We start from the raw sequence: 14836 nt of genomic DNA, 5'->3' as shown, positions 1-14836 counted from the left end.
CCTAGGCCCGGACGCGGCCGGTTGTCAGCACCGGCGCCGGGTCGGCGAAGTCACGTGCCCGCGCCGTCCGGGGGAGACGGACGGCCAGGGCGGCGGTCGCCACGGCGAAGGCGAAGCCGGCGATGGGCTGCAGGGGCGGCCAGAGGATCGCGCCGACCGTGAAGACCACGATCAGGACCGCGTACGCGACACCGTGCCACCGGAGCTGCCGGTCCGCGCGGGCGATGGTGGTGCCGAGCACGACCGCGGCCACCATGAACAGGAACGAGGCGGACAGGGCGGTGCCGAACAGGGCCGGACCGTACGCGGTGTCGTCGTTGATCGCGGCCATGCCCGGGACCCCGGCCAGGTGGGCCCGGCCCAGACCCGGCTGCACGAAGGCGGCGGCGCCGAACGCGGCGGCCAGGAACGTGTTGGCGACCGTGGTGAGCACCAGCCCGGCGACCGCGCCCGGCCGTGGGAAGAGGTACGCGGTCACGGCCACGGCGCCGAGGACGGCCAGAGCCGCCCCCAGGACGCTGGCGCCGAGATGGCTGATCAGGAACACATCGGTGGTGACATAGCGCGCGTACGCGTCGAAGTCGTCGACGGGCGGCTGATGGGTGAGGGTGCTCAGGCCGAGAAGGACGCCGTACACGGGAAGCGCCCACAGTCCCAGTCTCATCGGTCTTCTCCGTTCAGGAAGAGCTTGGCCACGTCGCGAGCCTCGGCGTGGGCCAGGCGGCGACCCGTGGCGGCGTCGGCGGTCACGAGGTTGGGCCGGAAGTGGATGCCCCGGATGTCGTCGATGCCGGTCCAGCGCAGCCAGTCCTCGAGGTAGGTGGTCTGGAAGTCGGCGCCGAAGGCGGGGCCACGGCCGGGACCGTGGACAGCGCTGGTGTAGATCACGGCGGCCCGCTTGCCGCGCAGCAGGCCGGTGTAGCCGGTGGCCGGGTCGAAGCCGAAGACCAGGCCGGGCTGGCTGATGACGTCGATGAACTGCTTGAGGATGTACGGGATGCCGGCGTTCCACATCGGCACGCTGAACACGTACCGGTCGAAGGCGTCGAAGCGGCGGAAGGTCTGCCGGGCCGCGTCCCACGCCGCGGCGGGGGCTCCCTGCGGGGTCTCGCCGGCGAACACGGCCATCTTGGCGGCCGCGGCGTCGGGGCCGAACTCGGGGAGCGTGCCGTCCCACAGGTCGTACTCCTCGATGGGGGTCCGGGGGGAGAGCTCGCGGAGGGTGTCCAGGAGGGTGGCGGCGATCGCCCGGGATTCGGAGCGGGGGCCGCGGGGAGAGGCGGAGATGTGCAGGACCTTGTTCATGGCGGGACCTCCATAGTGAATATGCGTGCGCACGCACATTCTGACTCTCGTGTGTGCGCACGCACAAGATGTGGATAGGGTGGGGTGATGAGTGACACCGAGGTGGCGGCGTGGGCGGCGTTGCTGCGTGTGCACGCGGCGCTGGTCCCACGGATGGACAAGGAGCTCCAGGCGGCGTGTGGATTGCCGTTGACCTGGTACGACGTGTTGCTCGAGCTGAACTCGGCGCCGGGGCGGCGGTTGAGCATGGGGGAGCTCGGGGCGGTCGCGGTGGTCAGCCGGACGCGGGTCAGCCGGGTGGTGGATCAGCTTGTCGAGGCCGGTCTGGTGAGCCGGGAGAGCAATCCGGACGACAAGCGGTCGGCTTTCGCGGTCATCACCGATGCTGGGCGGCGGCGGTTGCGGGGGGCTGCTCCGGTGTATCTCGATGCGATCTCGCGGTATTTCACGTCTCGGATGACGGCTGGGGAGGCCCGGGCTGTGGCTTCTGCTTTGGAGAAGGTTCTGGGGTCTCCGGGTGGGTGATGTTGGTGTGTTGCGGGGTCTGCTCGGCTGGGCGCCACCATGGCGAGGCTTCGTCGCGGAGCCAAGACGGCTCGTGGCCTGGGACTCGACGGCGCGATATCTGTGTGGTGCCGCTGACGTTGGTTTGTTGCGGTTGACGGTCGGGGCCGAGGGTGACCAAGCTCGGACGGTAAGGCATCTATGTGTTGTGGTGGTGACACACGGCCCCCCCCGGGTGGGGGCGGTGGGTGACCATGCTCGGACGGTAGGCCTTTTTGGTCTGAGCTTGGTCACCCTCGGCCCCGACCTTGGGGGGTGGCCTCTGACGGGTTCGTGGTGGGTCGCGGGCTGCTGATTGCCTGGTGGAGGTGGCGGTCACCTGGCGGGTGAGGGGTCTGGCTGCCGCGTTGTGGATGCTGGACTGCGCGTCGGTTTGGGCGGGCGGGCCTGGGTGGTGGGTCATGGGAGCAGGACCGTGCCGGTTGCGGTCAGCACGTTGCGCTTGGGCGATGGGTCACCGCTCTGAATCGCGGGGCGAGAGCTGGGGCCGTGTCGGTTCGTTTGCGGGCTGTCGCCGTCGCGTGCTCCGCCCGAGGCTTCCGTCGGCGGCGAGCGGCGGGCGTTGCCAGAATGGCGCTGCTGCGTGCTTCGCTTCGAGGCTGGTGCCGGCGGCGGGCGGCGGGCGCTGTCGAATAACGCTGCCGCGTGCTCCGCTTCGAGGCTTGCCGACGGCGCGGCGCGATTCCAAGGAGCCTGTCAAATAAGGCCGAGCCCCATAAAGACGAGGCTGCGTTCGCCGGTGACGAGGCCGAGCTCGCCGGTGACAAGGCTGAGTTCGCCAGTGACGAGGCTGCGTTCGCCGGTGACGAGGCCGAGCCCGCCGGTGACAAGGCTGAGTTCGCCGGTGACGAGGCTGCGTTCGCCGGTGACGAGGCTGCGTTCGCCGGTGACGAGGCTGCGTTCGCCGGTGACGAGGCTGAGTTCGCCGGTGACGAGGCTGAGTTCGCCGGTGACGAGGCTGAGTTCGCCGGTGACGAGGCTGCGTTCGCCGGTGACGAGGCTGCGTTCGCCGGTGACGAGGCTGCGTTCGCCGGTGACGAGGCTGCGTTCGCCGGTGACGAGGCTGCGTTCGTCAGCGACGAGGCCGAGCCCGCCAGTGACGGGGCGAGCCTGTCGGTGTCAAGGCTGGGCCCGCCGAAGACAAGCATGACGAGTCCAGCCGTCCGACAACCTCCGACGTCCGCGTCGATTAGTCCGGCGTCTCATCCGGTCCAAGATCGACTGAGCTGCGGATCTCCGAGATGTTGCGGTAGGTAGCTACCGGCATCGCCCGCAGAGCCCGGACCGCCGCCGAGTCCCCATCCCCGCCGCGCCGCTCCGCGTGCTCGACAATGGCGTCCTTGTCCGCCGGAAAATCAAGATCGTTCAGCAGTTCCTGCACTTCAGCGAAGGTGTTAGCACTCATCCGCCCCGCGTACCCGCAGAAACCCACCCCACACCGGCCGATCCGTGCCCACGGGCGCGGCCCTTCGCCACGCCGACATCCGATGGCCCGAACCCGCGAAACCCGATCGCACCAGTCATCCGCCCGCCGGCAGCCGCACGTGCGTCGCTCAGCTCTACACGGCCGGAGCCCACAGGCCGCCCGTCCACAGCCGGATTGTCTGTAGCGGGAGCGTCCACAGGCCGCCCGTCCACAGCCGGATTGTCTGCAGCGGGGCCGTCCACAGGCCGCCCGTCCACAGCCCGATCGTCCACGGCGGGACCGTCCGCGGGCCGCCCGTCCACAGCTTGACCGTTTACAGCGGGAGCGTCCACAGGCCGCCCGTCCACAGCCGGATTGTCTGTAGCGGGAGCGTCCACAGGCCGCCCGTCCACAGCGCGATCGTCCACGGCGGGACCGTCCGCGGGCCGCCCGTCCACAGCTTGACCGTTTACAGCCCGATCGTCCACAGGGGGACCGTCCCGGCGGAGCAGCTACCGGGGAACGTCTCACGGCGGAGCAGCTACCGGCGAACGACCCCAGACGGGTGGTCGACGGCAGCGCAAATTCATTAAGGCCCAGGACCGACGGCACCCGGCATCACCAGCTGGGTAGTGCCTCGGCGTCCTATGTCCGGCGTAACCGGGTGGGTAGCGGCTTGGCGCCCCTCAGTTCGGATCACCGCTGGGCAGCGGCTTGGCGTCCTGCATCCGGCGTAACCGGGTGGGTAGCGGGTTTGCGCACTTCAGCCCGGATCCCCGGCTGGGCAGCGGCTCGCCGCCTTCGGCCGGTAATGCCGGGGGAAGGCGGCGAGTGCTTCAGGGGTGTTGCGGGGTCACGGGGTCAGGAGGCGTAGGTCTCGAACTCGGTGATTCGGGGGGTTGTGGTGGCTGTGGTGATTTCGAAGGTGACCTTTTTGAGGGAGGCCGGGGTGAAAGTGATCGCGCCGGAGCCGGTGCCGGTCTTGAGGACTGTGCCGGTGTCGGCGTTGAGGACGCGGTAGGAGCCGATCGCGCTGCCGGACTCTTTGATGATGATTCTTGAGACTGTGGTGGCTGTGCTCCACTTGATCGAGATGGAGCCTGTGGAGCCGGCGGGGGACCAGTACGTGGTCAGGTTGCCGTCCTTGACGTTGCCGTAGCTTGTGCCGCCGGCCTTGCTGGTGCCGTCGGCTCCGGCCGTGAGGCTCAGGTTGGTGCCGCTGGGCTGGGTGGGGGTCGGCGTCGTGGGGCCGGGTGTCGTGGGGCCGGGTGTCGTGGGGGTCGGCGTGGTGGGGCCCGTTGGGGAACAGTTGCCTGTGGACGTGCGGATGCCTGTGTTGGCGCCGGCGGTCTGGCGCACGACGTCGGGCACGCAGGCGGCGCCGTCCAGGCGGTAGGAGTACGGGATGCTGACGCTGGTGGTGGACTGCAGGTTCGGGCCGGCCGGGTTGGTGTCGCCGCCGGGGCTCGACCAGGTCACGTTGTCCAGGATGTTGCCCGCGACCTGCCAGTAGCCGGCCTGGTCGGTGTAGAACGTGCCGAGAACGTCCTTGGAGTCCTCGAAGTAGTTGTTCTCGACCTTGGCCCGTGCGCCGGCCCGCGAGTTGATGCCCGACTCGTGCAGCTGGAAGTAGTAGTTGTTGTAGATGTGGGCGACACCGCCGCGCAGCAACGGCGTACGGGAATCGATGTTCTCGTAGCGGTTGTGGTGGAAGGTGATGAAGCTGTTGCCGGTGTCGCTCTCGCTCGAGCCGATGAGCCCGCCCCGGCCCGAGTTCCGCAGGATGCTGTACGACAACGTGACGTACTCGGTGTCATCCTTCATGTCGAACAGGCCGTCGTAACCCTCCGACTCGCCGCCCGACGCCTCGAGCGTCACGTGGTCGACCCAGACGTTGCGCACGGTGCTCTCCATGCCGATGGCGTCACCGCCGTTCGAGGTGGGGGAGCCTGACTTCTTGACGTTCCGCACGGTCACGTTCTGGATGATGATGTTGCTGGAGTCTCGGATGTGGATGCCGAGCTGGTCGAAGACCGCGCCGCCGCCCACACCGATGATCGTGACGTTGCTGATCTCCTTGAGCTCGATCCGGTCGGCGGCCGTGTTGCAGCTGCTGCCCGACACCTTGGTCGTGTTGCCGTGGTTGATCGTGCCGGAGACCTCGATGGTGATCGGGGTGCTGCTGCTGGCCCGGCCGCACAGCGCCTGGTGGATCTGGGTGCCGGTGCTGGCCCGTACGGTGGCGCCGCCGTTGCCCCCGGTCGTGCCGCCGTTGGTGCTCGCGTAGCCGGTCGCGGCGCCGACCGCCGCCGCGCTGGCCTGGGGAAGGGGCACGGCGACGACGATCGCCGCGCCGGCGGCTCCGGTCGCCAGCGCCGCGAGGGCACGTCTGGTTGGTCTCATGGGTTCGCTCCTTGTCGCATACGGGCGCCGCCACCACGAACCGTTGTCTCGGGTCCACGACCGTCCGGGTCGTCGACCAGCCACCCACGCCGACTCGGCGATTCGTCTGCAGGAAAGCGCTTACCACTGCGAGGATAGAAAGCCGTGAATGCGAGAAGCAAGCGTTTGCAGTGTTTGCAATGACGGGCTTTGCGGGTTGGCATCGCCGGGAGTTCGCTCCGGGTCTCGCAGGACCGGTGATGGGCAGCGTGGAGCTTCGGGCCGGTGTCGCAGGCGTCCGCTTGCATCGGGGGATTCGCGGTGGGGGGTCGAACGGGGCCGCGGCGGTGTCGCATGGCTTTGCGGCGGTCGGGTAAGAGGAGGGGTTGACGAAGGAGGCTGACATGAGTGTTCGCCAACCGAACGACCAGCCGGAATTCGAACACCCGATCGACCTGACCGACCTGCCCGACCGGGGGGAGCGGCCGCAGCCGGGCCGCCTCCTGGAGCACCACCCGGACGACTCCGGTCTGCCGGGCGACGTCCCGGGGCCGAGCGGTCCCGACACGCCGCGCCGCGAGTAACGGCACAGTTCAACGACCCGAACCCGGCCCGTCGATCGTCGGCCGCTTGTCCACAGAGGCGAGTTGTCCACAGGCCACACGAACGATCTCGCGCTTTTGCGCGACAATGTTCGAGGGGGCTCCCCCAGGGAGGGTGGGCTCTGTTTGGTGATCGCGGGCGGGGTCAGGTCCAGTAGAGGATGCGGCACTGTGGCAGGCGCGCGGCTATCTCGTGCTCGAACCAGCCGCGTAGCTCGGCCATCACGTCGGCCGGGTAGACGTACTTGACCGCGCCGAACTTCCCGTGTTTGCGGCTGCGGGACTCCTCGTCCATCTCCAGCCGGGTGCGCGGATACCAGCCGAGCAGCACTTCCTTGCTGCCCGGGGTGAAGCGGTGGGTGATCAGCTCGGCGGTCAGGTCCAATTCCGGTACGCCGTCGACGGCCGCCGCTACCGCGTCGAGCAGTTCGCCGTAGGCCTCCCGCCAGTCGTCGACCGTCATGATCGGCGCGATGGTCAGCCCGACCGGGTAGCCGTCGAGGGCCAGCTTCCGCAACGCCGCCAGCCGCTCGGGCAGTGGGCTCGTGCCGCCCTCCATCCGCGTCGTGACGGGCAGGCAATTGACGCTGAACCGCACCCGCGTACGCCCCTGGTGCGGCAGCCCGACGAAGCTGTCCACGTCGCCGAACTTGGTCGTCCAGCGCAGCTGGACCGAGGCGTCCCAGGCGCCGAAGTGCTCGACCGCCCGCCGCCAGCTGCCGGTCAGGTGTTCCAGGGCCAGCGGATCGGTGTAGCAGGACGCCTCGAACGTGGTGCCCTCGTCCCGGCGCGCGACCCGCCGCGACGTGACGGTGCCCCGGCCGGCGTACTCGGTCAGGTTGTCGAGAATGTCGTCGAGGTCGGCGTAGACGCGGGTGACCGGGGGGCCGGAGAGCGAGCCGGCCAGGTAGCAGTACTGGCAGTGGGCCGGGCAGCCCTCGGCCAGGTCGAACCGCCAGTCGGCGCTGGGTGCAATCGGTTGCAGCTTCCGGCGCGACGGCGGGCTGACCACGATGGCCAGGGTCGACTTCGCCCGCGCGTACGTCTGACGGTCGTTCTCGCCGCGGACGCCGGTCAGCCGGGCCGACGTCAGCCGCTCGACCTCGATGCCCTGGGCCTCGACGCGCTCGATGATGCGCCGCCCGTGCGGGTGGTCGTAGGCCGGCGGGGTGGCCACGACCCGCTTGGGAAACCACCGCCGGGCCGGCCGGGCAGGCGGCGCGACGTCGCTCAGGTCGTGGGTGCGCACCGTCTCGCCGCTGGCGCTGTGCGGCGCGGCCGGGTCGTCGAGGGCCAGGGGCACGTCCAGGTCGGTCACCCTCGACCAGTACCCCGGCCTGCGCGGATGTACCGTGACAGCGGGCCGCGATCGGGTCCGCGATCAAGGCGGCCCCCCGAACACGAAGCGGTCCGCTATCAAGGAGTGGAACAGCGATGACGGCGATCCAGGACATTCCGCTGACGACCATCTCGGGCGGGACGAGCACGCTCGGCGACTACGCGGGGCAGGTGCTGCTCGTGGTGAACGTGGCCTCGAAGTGCGGGCTCACCCCGCAGTACGAGGGTCTCGAGAAGCTGCACGAGCGGTACCGGGAGCAGGGGTTCTCCGTGCTAGGTTTCCCGGCCAACGACTTCGCCGGGCAGGAGCCGGGCAGCGACGAGGAGATCGCGGAGTTCTGCCGCAGCACGTACGGCGTCGAGTTCCCGATGTTCTCCAAGATCGCCGTGCTCGGGCCCGAGCGGCACCCGCTCTACCGCGCTCTGGCCGGTGACCAGGACGTGCAGTGGAATTTCGAGAAGTTCCTGATCTCCCGGACCGGCGAGGTGGCGGGCCGCTTCGCGCCGGGCGTCACCCCGGACGACGAGCAGTTGACGGCCGCCGTCGAGCGGGAGATCGCCGCGCCTCGCTGACGCCGGGCCGGAGGGCGAGCAGGTTCCGCATGCGGACGGCGCGGGGGTGCCGTAGCGTCACGCCGCATGGTCTCGGCGCTCTCCGGATTCGCGGTGATCGGCGTGATCGTGCTGGTCGGCTGGGTGGCCGGTCGCTGGGGCGGGCTGCCCGAGGAGACCGAGGCGGTGGGCGGCCGGCTCACGTTCGCCGTGCTGACGCCCTTTCTGATCTTCAGCGTCGCGGCCGCGTCCGACCCCGGTGTGCTTTTCACCCGGCCGCTCGTTGTGTCGGCGGCGGCCGCGCTGCTCTGTTTCGGCCTGCACGCGCTGACGACCCGTGGCCGTGACCGCGGCACCCGGATCGTGGGGGCTCTGGCCGCGGGCTACACCAACGCGACGTACATCGGCGTTCCCGTGGCGACCTACGTGCTGCGGGACACCGCGCTGGTCGTGCCGATCGTCATGCTGCAGTTGCTGGTGATCACGCCGATCGCGCTGACGATGTTGCAGGTGGTCACGACCGGTCACTCGTCCTGGCGTACGTCACTGAGGGCACCACTGCGCAACCCACTGACGGTAGCCCTGTTGCTCGGCGTGATCCTGGCTGTCACCGGGCTGAAGCTGCCCGGCGTGCTCGCTCAGCCCGTCGACGCGATCGGCCAGGCCGCCGTACCGGTGGTGCTCCTGGTCTTCGGCATGTCGCTCTCGGGCCGCCGGCTCCTCGCGCCCGGCCCCGACCGCGGGCCCACCGCGGCCGCCGTCGTGCTCAAGACCGCGGTCATGCCCGCGCTGGCCTTCGCCCTGGCCCACGTGCTGCGGCTCCCACCCACCCAGACATACGGGGTGACCGTGATGGCAGCCCTGCCGACGGCGCAGAACATCTTCCTGTACGCGCAGAGCGCCGGTACGGCCCTGATCCTGGCCCGGGACGCCATCTTCCTGTCCACGCTGGCCTGCGTGCCCGTGCTGCTGGCGATCACCCTGCTGCACACCTTGACGTGAAGCCGACTTCAAGTTTTACAGTGGGAGAGTGTTGCCCAGTGTGCAAAATGACGTCGCGCAGGACTTCAAGGCCGCCTTCCGCCGCTACCCGACCGGCGTGGCGGTCATCTCGGCGGCCGGGCCCGTCGGCCTGACCGCCTCCAGCGTCGCCTCGGTGTCGGCCGACCCGCCCGCGTTGTCGTACTCGGTGATGGGTTCGCCATCGGCCCGCGCGATCCTCGAGGCGCCCAGCTTCGTGGTCAACCTGCTCGGCCCCGGCTCGGTCGCCCTGGCCCGGGCCTTCGCCGGCCCGGGAGGCCCGCGCTTCACCCCCGATCAGGGCTGGGAGCTGCTGCCCACGGGGGAGCCGGTGCTGACCACCGCCCTGGCCTCGCTGCGGTGCACCCCGCTCGACCTCGTCCCGGTCGGCACCTCGACCGTCGTCATCGCCCAGGTCCACGACGTCCTGCTCGGCGACGCCACCGGCCACCTCGTCTACCACGACCGCGCCTACATCGAGACTCATCAGCAGTAGCGGCCCAGGGCGGATGGATCACGCGCGGCTGCGGCGAAGTCCACCAGATGCGCCGTAACTTGCATGCGGGTGCGCGGGTCCTCGCTTACGCTGCTGTCGCCGTCCGGCGATCGGGGGATACGCGATGACACTCAGCTTGTTCGCTGTCACTTTCGGAGCGAGCCGGCCGCCGGAACAGGTCCGGTTCTGGTCCGGCCTGCTGGGCCGGGAGACAGCCGACGACGCCACGATACTGCCCGAGGACGACTTCGGATTTCGCATCCGCTTCCTTCCGATGGCCGAGCCCAAGGCCGCCCAGAACAGGATGCACTTCGACCTGACGAGCGAATCGCCGGAGCGCCAGGCCGAGACCGTGGCCCGGGCGCTGTCACTGGGCGCGCGGCACGTCGACATCGGCCAGACCGGCGAGGAAGGCCACATCGTGCTGGCCGATCCCGAGGGCAACGAGTTCTGCGTCATCGAGGCCGGCAACAACTTCCTGGCCGGCACCGGCTTCATCGGGGCCCTGTCCTGCGACGGCACCCGGCAGGTGGGCTGTTTCTGGAGCGAGGCGCTGGGCTGGCCCCTGGTCTGGGACCAGGACGAGGAGACCGCAGTCCAGTCCCCGCGCGGCGGCGCCAAGGTGACCTGGGGCGGCCCGCCGCTGGACCCGCGCCACGGCCCCGACCGGGTGCACTACGACCTCGCCCCGCCCGCCGACGGCGACCAGCAGGCCGAGGTCGACCGGCTGCTCGGCCTGGGCGCCACCCACCTCGGCGACGGCCACGACGACGGCAGCGTCCGGCTGGCCGACCCCGACGGCACCGGCTTCTGCGTCCTGACCCCGCGCCGCGCATGACCACAGCGGCCGAGTTCCACGCGGCCGAGGGGGTCGAGGACTGGCGCGTTCTCTACCACGTCGTCGCGGCCCACTTCCGTACGCGGTCGTTCGCCGAAGGCGTCGCGCTGGTCGACGAGATCAATCGGCTCCCCCTCGACGCTCCTCCGCGGATGGACCTGCGGGACGCCGGCGTGACCGTGACCCTGACGGCGCGTGACATCGCCGCGGCCCGGCTGATCTCGGCCGCGGCCGCCCAGGTGGGCCTCCTGTCGGAACCCGCTGCCGTTCAGCTCGTCAACGTCACGATCGACGCCCTCGTCGGCGCCGAGGTGTTGCCGTTCTGGTGCGCGGTGCTGGGCTACCGGCAGGTCGGTGACGACGTCGCGGGGGATCCGCGGGGTCGCGGACCGGGGATCGGCCTGCAGCCGCTGGACGTCGCCCGTCCGCAGCGCAACCGCGTCCACCTGGACGTGGCAGTTCCCCACGATCAGGCCGAGGCCCGTGTCGCCGCTGCGCTGACCGCCGGCGGGCGTCTCGTCTCCGACGCCCATGCCCCGAAGTGGTGGATCCTCGCCGACGCCGAGGGCAACGAAGCTTGCGTCGCCACGTGGCAGGGCCGCGGCTGAGTCAGCCGCGGCCCCGCCGTCCCGGTCCGGGGGTTCAGGCGATCTTGCGCCGGTACGCCGCCAGGGCGGCCAGGTAGGCGATCAGGAGCACGCCGGCGCACCAGGCCAGGGCGGTCCAGATCTCGGTGCCGACCGGTTGCTGCTCGAACAAGGCCCGGATCGTGTCGACGATCGACGTGACCGGCTGGTTCTCGGCGAAGGCCCGCACCGGGCCGGGCATCGAGTCGGTCGGGACGAAGGCCGAGCTGATGAACGGCAGGAAGATGATCGGGTAGGAGAAGGCGGCCGCCCCGTCCTGGGTCTTGGCCGACAGCGCGGCGATCACCGCGATCCAGGTCAGCGCAAGCGTGAAGAGCACCAGGATGCCGGCCACGGCGAGCCAGGCGAGCGGGCCGGCCGACGAGCGGAAGCCCATGACCAGGGCCACCAAGGCGATGATGATCACCGAGATGGCGTTGGACACCACCGAGGTCAGCACGTGCCCCCACAGCACGGACGGGCGGGCGATCGGCATCGAGTGGAACCGTTCGAAGATGCCGCTCTGCAGGTCGTTGAAGAGGCGGTAGGCGGTGTAGGCGACGCCGCTGGCGATCGCGATGAGCAGGATGCCGGGCAGCAGGTAGTTGACGTAGTTGTCGGTGTTCGCCTGGATGGCGCCGCCGAACACGTAGACGAACAACAGCATGAAGGCGATCGGCATGATCGTCACCGTGATGATGGTGTCCAGGCTGCGCGTGACGTGACGCAACGAGCGCTTGAGCATCACTCGTGAGTCGCTGAGAGCATGGGTGCTCATCGTTGCCCCTTCTTGTCGCCGATGACGGCCAGGAAGATCTCTTCGAGGGTGGGCTGTCGTTCCACGTACTCGGCCTTGGCCGGCGGAAGCAGGAGCCGGAGCTCGGCCAGGGTTCCGGACACGATGATCGTGCCCTGGTGCAGGATGGCGATCCGGTCGGCCAGCTTCTCGGCCTCCTCGAGATACTGCGTCGTCAGGAACACCGTCGTGCCGGCGTCGGCCAGGTCCTGGATCATCTGCCACACCTCGATGCGCGCCTCGGGGTCGAGGCCCGTGGTCGGCTCGTCGAGGAAGATGACCGGCGGGTCGCCGATGAAGCTCATGGCGATGTCGAGGCGACGGCGCATGCCACCGGAGTAGGTGCCCACCCGGCGCCGCCCGGCGTCGGTGAGGCCGAACCGGTCGAGCAGGTCGTCGGCCACCTTGCCGGGGCTGCCCACCTGCCGCAGCTCGGCGATCATGATGAGGTTCTCCCGCCCGGTGAGGATCTCGTCCACCGCCGCGAACTGGCCGGTCAGGCTGACCGACTCGCGTACCCGGGCCGGCTGCGACCGCACGTCGAAGCCGTCGACGGTCGCCGAGCCGTCGTCCGCTTTGAGCAGGGTCGACAGAATGCGGACGACCGTGGTCTTGCCGGCGCCGTTCGAGCCGAGCAGCGCGAAGATGCTGCCCCGCGCCACCTCGAAGTTCACACCCTTGAGAACTTCCAACTGCTGGTACGCCTTGCGGAGTCCGTGGACCCGGATCGCGGGTTCAGTGGTTTGCATGGTCGGTGTCTCCTCAGGCCATGGAGCGGTGGACGGTGATGTCGCCGTACGAGGTGCGGCCGCGCACCTCGACGGTCTGGTCGCTTCCGCCGGGCCCCGGGACGTCCGCCAACTCGTTGCGGACATGGCCGAAGCCGGAGTTGAGCTCGAGCCAGGCGGCCGTGCCCTCGGCGATACCGATGTCGACGTTGCCCGCGGCCGTCTGCAGCACGACCGAGCCACGGACCGCCTCGCCGAGTCGTACGGCTCCGGTCGAGGTCTTGAGGTCGGCGCCCGCGCCGGCCCGGCCGACCTCGATGACGCCGTTGGCGTTGCGCACCCGGAGGTCGCCGATGATCGCGTCGATCGCGGTGTCGCCGTTGGAGTTCTTGACCTCCGCGCCGCCGTCGATCTCGCCGATCCGGATCTTGCCGGAGCCCGTGGAGACGTCGGCCCGGCCGTCGACGCGGCCGACCGTGACGTCTCCCATCCCGGTATGCACCCGCAGCGCCCCGGTCCGTTCGAGCGAGATGTCGCCGGTCGTCTTGAGCCGGCAATCGCCGAGCCGGCCGGCGCTGTGCATCCGGCCCATCCAGAAGTGGGCCGACACCTGCGAACCACTGGGCAGTTCGAGGGACACGTCGACCGACCGGGTCTTGCGGGAGAAGTCGAAGATCCGCTTCGGGCCGGTCACCCGCAGCTCGCCGTTGGAGAAGTCGACGGTGACCTGAGCGGCCGCCTGGACGTCGGACTCGTCGGCCTCGTTGCTGGCCCGGACCTCGACGACGGTGTCGGTGCGGTCGCTCGCGGCGATGCGCAACTCGCCGACGCCGAGCTCGACAGTGACGGTGATCGATTCAGGAGTGTCGAAAACAGGCATGGGGGTCCCCTCGTGACAGGTCGATGACGCGTCCCCGCAGGTCAGGGACGTGATGGGAGAAAGGTGGGCGGTGCGGTCAGCGCACCCAGCCGGTGAAGCGTTGCGCGTTCGGCCGGGAGCTGCCGCGCGACTCGGGGCGTTGCTGACGGTCGCTCTGCTGGAGCCCGATGGTGGCCGCGCGGACGAGCCAGGCGTTGACCGAGCGCCCCTCCCGGGCTGCGGCGTCCTCGATCGCGGTCTTGAGCTGCTCGGGCATCCGTACGTTGATCCGGGTGGCCGGCCCGTCGTCGGTGATCGGCAGGTCGGCGCTCTCCGTGGTGGTCGCGGCCTCGTCGGGCGCGGCCGGGGGCAGCGTCACCACGAATTCCGGGTCGCGGGCCCGCAGGCGTACCTCCACCGAGCCCGGGGCCAGGTCGCGGGTGATCTCGTCGGCGGCGGCCGACAGTGCCTCCAGGAGCGTCATGCGGATCGCTGACTCGAGCGAGCCGGTCAGGCGCTCGACCAGCGCACGCGCGTCTTCCCCGCCGGCCTCGGCGAGCGTTGCGAACTGCCGACCGAGGTTGTTCACATACGTGGTCAGGTCCATGGCACCATCGTGGCACACGGGTGGCACAACTGCAAGCGTCTATGACGTCATAGTGGTGCCATCGTGGCGCTGGATGGCACACGCACGGCTCCGGAAGCCAGCCACCACCGACGGTGTCCAGCCCAGATCGAGCGCCGACGGCCTTCGAAGGACGTCAGCGAACGCGGACAGGCAGGGCTTTTGATGTCCCGGTAGGGCGCCGCGCGGAGTCAGCACGACCGTGGCGGGTGCCGAAGCGTCCGCACTGACTCGGCCATGGCCATCAGTGCAACGACCTCGGAATCCGACAGCTGAGGTGGGCGCCCGAGGGGCCGTCGGTTGGCAATCGCCGCCATACAATCGACCCTCGACAGGGACCGGCCAGATTGGAGACCATGATGGGCGGACTGGAGTTGCCACCGCTCGACGAGGACTGCCCGCGCTGCACCGGGGCGGACGCTCGGGAGGAGCGGGCGAGAGATATTCAGGCGTGGCACGAGGAAGAGCAGCGCGCCTTCCAGGACTGGGTGGCCGAACGCAGGGCCCGCGGCAATCCGAACGCCGGCGACCGGGACGCTTGGCGGCGCGTCGCCCAGGGGCGTGCATGGTTCGCCCGGAAGCCGGAGGAGATCGGGGACGTCGGCTGTGTCGAGTGCGACTACACGGGCCGTCGGCCAACCGCCGCGGGCCGGACGATCCTCGAGTTCCTCGCGGTCCACCGGCCGAAGGGCTGACTACA

Annotated in this window: 17 protein-coding genes and 1 pseudogene; 8 read left to right on the top strand and 10 right to left on the bottom strand. The window is 69.9% G+C overall.

Annotated features, from left to right (window positions below; all coding sequences use genetic code 11):
- Window position 1 precedes the first annotated feature (1 nt).
- Window positions 2-664 (bottom strand): hypothetical protein, encoded by a 663-nt coding sequence (locus HJC40_RS28285; RefSeq protein ID WP_250005600.1) that lies wholly within the window; start codon window positions 662-664, stop codon window positions 2-4.
- Window positions 661-1305, bottom strand: coding sequence for an FMN-dependent NADH-azoreductase (locus HJC40_RS28280; protein ID WP_250005598.1), 645 nt, complete (start codon window positions 1303-1305; stop codon window positions 661-663). The genes HJC40_RS28285 and HJC40_RS28280 overlap by 4 nt, the downstream gene beginning before the upstream one ends.
- 87 nt (window positions 1306-1392) lie before the next feature.
- Here HJC40_RS28280 and HJC40_RS28275 point away from each other — a divergent pair, with 87 nt between their 5' ends.
- The gene (locus HJC40_RS28275; RefSeq protein WP_250005596.1) at window positions 1393-1830 is read left to right on the top strand and encodes a MarR family winged helix-turn-helix transcriptional regulator; all 438 of its coding nucleotides are present in this window, start codon (window positions 1393-1395) and stop codon (window positions 1828-1830) included.
- 735 nt (window positions 1831-2565) lie between these two features.
- Here the strand turns inward: HJC40_RS28275 and HJC40_RS46690 are convergent.
- From HJC40_RS46690 to HJC40_RS28265, 3 genes and pseudogenes are all read right to left on the bottom strand, one after another.
- Window positions 2566-2877: pseudogene (locus HJC40_RS46690) on the bottom strand (hypothetical protein); the annotation flags it as partial.
- 181 nt (window positions 2878-3058) lie between these two features.
- A complete protein-coding gene (locus HJC40_RS46685) occupies window positions 3059-3274 on the bottom strand; it encodes a DUF2795 domain-containing protein (protein ID WP_374272928.1) in 216 nt (71 codons plus the stop codon).
- 861 nt (window positions 3275-4135) lie between these two features.
- On the bottom strand, window positions 4136-5677 hold the full coding sequence (locus HJC40_RS28265; protein ID WP_250005592.1) for a polysaccharide lyase family 1 protein: 1542 nt from the start codon (window positions 5675-5677) through the stop codon (window positions 4136-4138).
- A 383-nt stretch (window positions 5678-6060) separates the two neighbouring features.
- Here HJC40_RS28265 and HJC40_RS28260 point away from each other — a divergent pair, with 383 nt between their 5' ends.
- Window positions 6061-6240 carry a hypothetical protein gene (locus HJC40_RS28260; RefSeq protein ID WP_250005590.1) on the top strand — a complete coding sequence of 60 codons (180 nt, stop codon included), beginning with the start codon at window positions 6061-6063 and terminating at the stop codon, window positions 6238-6240.
- Between the two features lie 163 nt (window positions 6241-6403).
- Here the strand turns inward: HJC40_RS28260 and HJC40_RS28255 are convergent, their stop codons facing one another.
- On the bottom strand, window positions 6404-7576 hold the full coding sequence (locus HJC40_RS28255; RefSeq protein WP_250005588.1) for a spore photoproduct lyase family protein: 1173 nt from the start codon (window positions 7574-7576) through the stop codon (window positions 6404-6406).
- Between the two features lie 116 nt (window positions 7577-7692).
- Between HJC40_RS28255 and HJC40_RS28250 the strand changes: the two genes are divergently transcribed.
- The 5 genes from HJC40_RS28250 to HJC40_RS28230 all read left to right on the top strand — a co-directional run bounded on the left by HJC40_RS28250 (window position 7693) and on the right by HJC40_RS28230 (window position 11110).
- Window positions 7693-8169, top strand: a complete 477-nt coding sequence (locus HJC40_RS28250; RefSeq protein WP_250005586.1) for a glutathione peroxidase — start codon at window positions 7693-7695, stop codon at window positions 8167-8169.
- A 66-nt stretch (window positions 8170-8235) separates the two neighbouring features.
- On the top strand, window positions 8236-9150 hold the full coding sequence (locus HJC40_RS28245) for an AEC family transporter (RefSeq protein ID WP_250005584.1): 915 nt from the start codon (window positions 8236-8238) through the stop codon (window positions 9148-9150).
- Between the two features lie 28 nt (window positions 9151-9178).
- Window positions 9179-9664, top strand: a complete 486-nt coding sequence (locus HJC40_RS28240; protein ID WP_250005581.1) for a flavin reductase family protein — start codon at window positions 9179-9181, stop codon at window positions 9662-9664.
- A gap of 124 nt (window positions 9665-9788) precedes the next feature.
- Window positions 9789-10502 carry a VOC family protein gene (locus HJC40_RS28235; RefSeq protein WP_250005578.1) on the top strand — a complete coding sequence of 238 codons (714 nt, stop codon included), beginning with the start codon at window positions 9789-9791 and terminating at the stop codon, window positions 10500-10502.
- Window positions 10499-11110, top strand: a complete 612-nt coding sequence (locus HJC40_RS28230; protein WP_250005575.1) for a VOC family protein — start codon at window positions 10499-10501, stop codon at window positions 11108-11110. Before HJC40_RS28235 ends, HJC40_RS28230 begins: the two co-directional genes overlap by 4 nt.
- 34 nt (window positions 11111-11144) lie before the next feature.
- On the opposite strand, the gene HJC40_RS28225 is transcribed toward HJC40_RS28230, so the two are convergent.
- The 4 genes from HJC40_RS28225 to HJC40_RS28210 all read right to left on the bottom strand — a co-directional run bounded on the left by HJC40_RS28225 (window position 11145) and on the right by HJC40_RS28210 (window position 14118).
- Complete coding sequence (locus tag HJC40_RS28225; RefSeq protein ID WP_250005572.1) at window positions 11145-11906, bottom strand: ABC transporter permease; 762 nt, start codon at window positions 11904-11906, stop codon at window positions 11145-11147.
- Window positions 11903-12673 (bottom strand): ABC transporter ATP-binding protein, encoded by a 771-nt coding sequence (locus tag HJC40_RS28220; protein ID WP_250005568.1) that lies wholly within the window; start codon window positions 12671-12673, stop codon window positions 11903-11905. The genes HJC40_RS28225 and HJC40_RS28220 overlap by 4 nt, the downstream gene beginning before the upstream one ends.
- A 13-nt stretch (window positions 12674-12686) precedes the next feature.
- Complete coding sequence (locus HJC40_RS28215; protein ID WP_250005566.1) at window positions 12687-13532, bottom strand: DUF4097 family beta strand repeat-containing protein; 846 nt, start codon at window positions 13530-13532, stop codon at window positions 12687-12689.
- A 76-nt stretch (window positions 13533-13608) separates the two neighbouring features.
- Window positions 13609-14118, bottom strand: a complete 510-nt coding sequence (locus HJC40_RS28210) for a type II toxin-antitoxin system HicB family antitoxin (RefSeq protein WP_250005563.1) — start codon at window positions 14116-14118, stop codon at window positions 13609-13611.
- 374 nt (window positions 14119-14492) lie between these two features.
- On the opposite strand from HJC40_RS28210, the gene HJC40_RS28205 reads away from it, so the two are divergent.
- The gene (locus HJC40_RS28205; RefSeq protein WP_250005560.1) at window positions 14493-14831 is read left to right on the top strand and encodes a hypothetical protein; all 339 of its coding nucleotides are present in this window, start codon (window positions 14493-14495) and stop codon (window positions 14829-14831) included.
- Window positions 14832-14836: the final 5 nt, after the last annotated feature.

It is taken from the genome of Actinoplanes sp. M2I2, assembly GCF_023544445.1.
Taxonomy (GTDB): Bacteria; Actinomycetota; Actinomycetes; order Mycobacteriales; family Micromonosporaceae; genus Actinoplanes.
The sequence above is the reverse complement of the archived record's forward strand: the minus strand, read 5'-3'. Positions and strand labels throughout refer to the sequence as shown.

Coding starts and splice junctions, on each gene's coding strand:
- HJC40_RS28285 (WP_250005600.1), bottom strand. CDS start 664: ATGAGACTGGGACTGTGGGCGCTTCCCGTGTACGGCGTCCTTCTCGGC.
- HJC40_RS28280 (WP_250005598.1), bottom strand. CDS start 1,305: ATGAACAAGGTCCTGCACATCTCCGCCTCTCCCCGCGGCCCCCGCTCC.
- HJC40_RS28275 (WP_250005596.1), top strand. CDS start 1,393: ATGAGTGACACCGAGGTGGCGGCGTGGGCGGCGTTGCTGCGTGTGCAC.
- HJC40_RS46685 (WP_374272928.1), bottom strand. CDS start 3,274: ATGAGTGCTAACACCTTCGCTGAAGTGCAGGAACTGCTGAACGATCTT.
- HJC40_RS28265 (WP_250005592.1), bottom strand. CDS start 5,677: ATGAGACCAACCAGACGTGCCCTCGCGGCGCTGGCGACCGGAGCCGCC.
- HJC40_RS28260 (WP_250005590.1), top strand. CDS start 6,061: ATGAGTGTTCGCCAACCGAACGACCAGCCGGAATTCGAACACCCGATC.
- HJC40_RS28250 (WP_250005586.1), top strand. CDS start 7,693: ATGACGGCGATCCAGGACATTCCGCTGACGACCATCTCGGGCGGGACG.
- HJC40_RS28245 (WP_250005584.1), top strand. CDS start 8,236: ATGGTCTCGGCGCTCTCCGGATTCGCGGTGATCGGCGTGATCGTGCTG.
- HJC40_RS28235 (WP_250005578.1), top strand. CDS start 9,789: ATGACACTCAGCTTGTTCGCTGTCACTTTCGGAGCGAGCCGGCCGCCG.
- HJC40_RS28230 (WP_250005575.1), top strand. CDS start 10,499: ATGACCACAGCGGCCGAGTTCCACGCGGCCGAGGGGGTCGAGGACTGG.
- HJC40_RS28225 (WP_250005572.1), bottom strand. CDS start 11,906: ATGAGCACCCATGCTCTCAGCGACTCACGAGTGATGCTCAAGCGCTCG.
- HJC40_RS28220 (WP_250005568.1), bottom strand. CDS start 12,673: ATGCAAACCACTGAACCCGCGATCCGGGTCCACGGACTCCGCAAGGCG.
- HJC40_RS28215 (WP_250005566.1), bottom strand. CDS start 13,532: ATGCCTGTTTTCGACACTCCTGAATCGATCACCGTCACTGTCGAGCTC.
- HJC40_RS28210 (WP_250005563.1), bottom strand. CDS start 14,118: ATGGACCTGACCACGTATGTGAACAACCTCGGTCGGCAGTTCGCAACG.
- HJC40_RS28205 (WP_250005560.1), top strand. CDS start 14,493: ATGATGGGCGGACTGGAGTTGCCACCGCTCGACGAGGACTGCCCGCGC.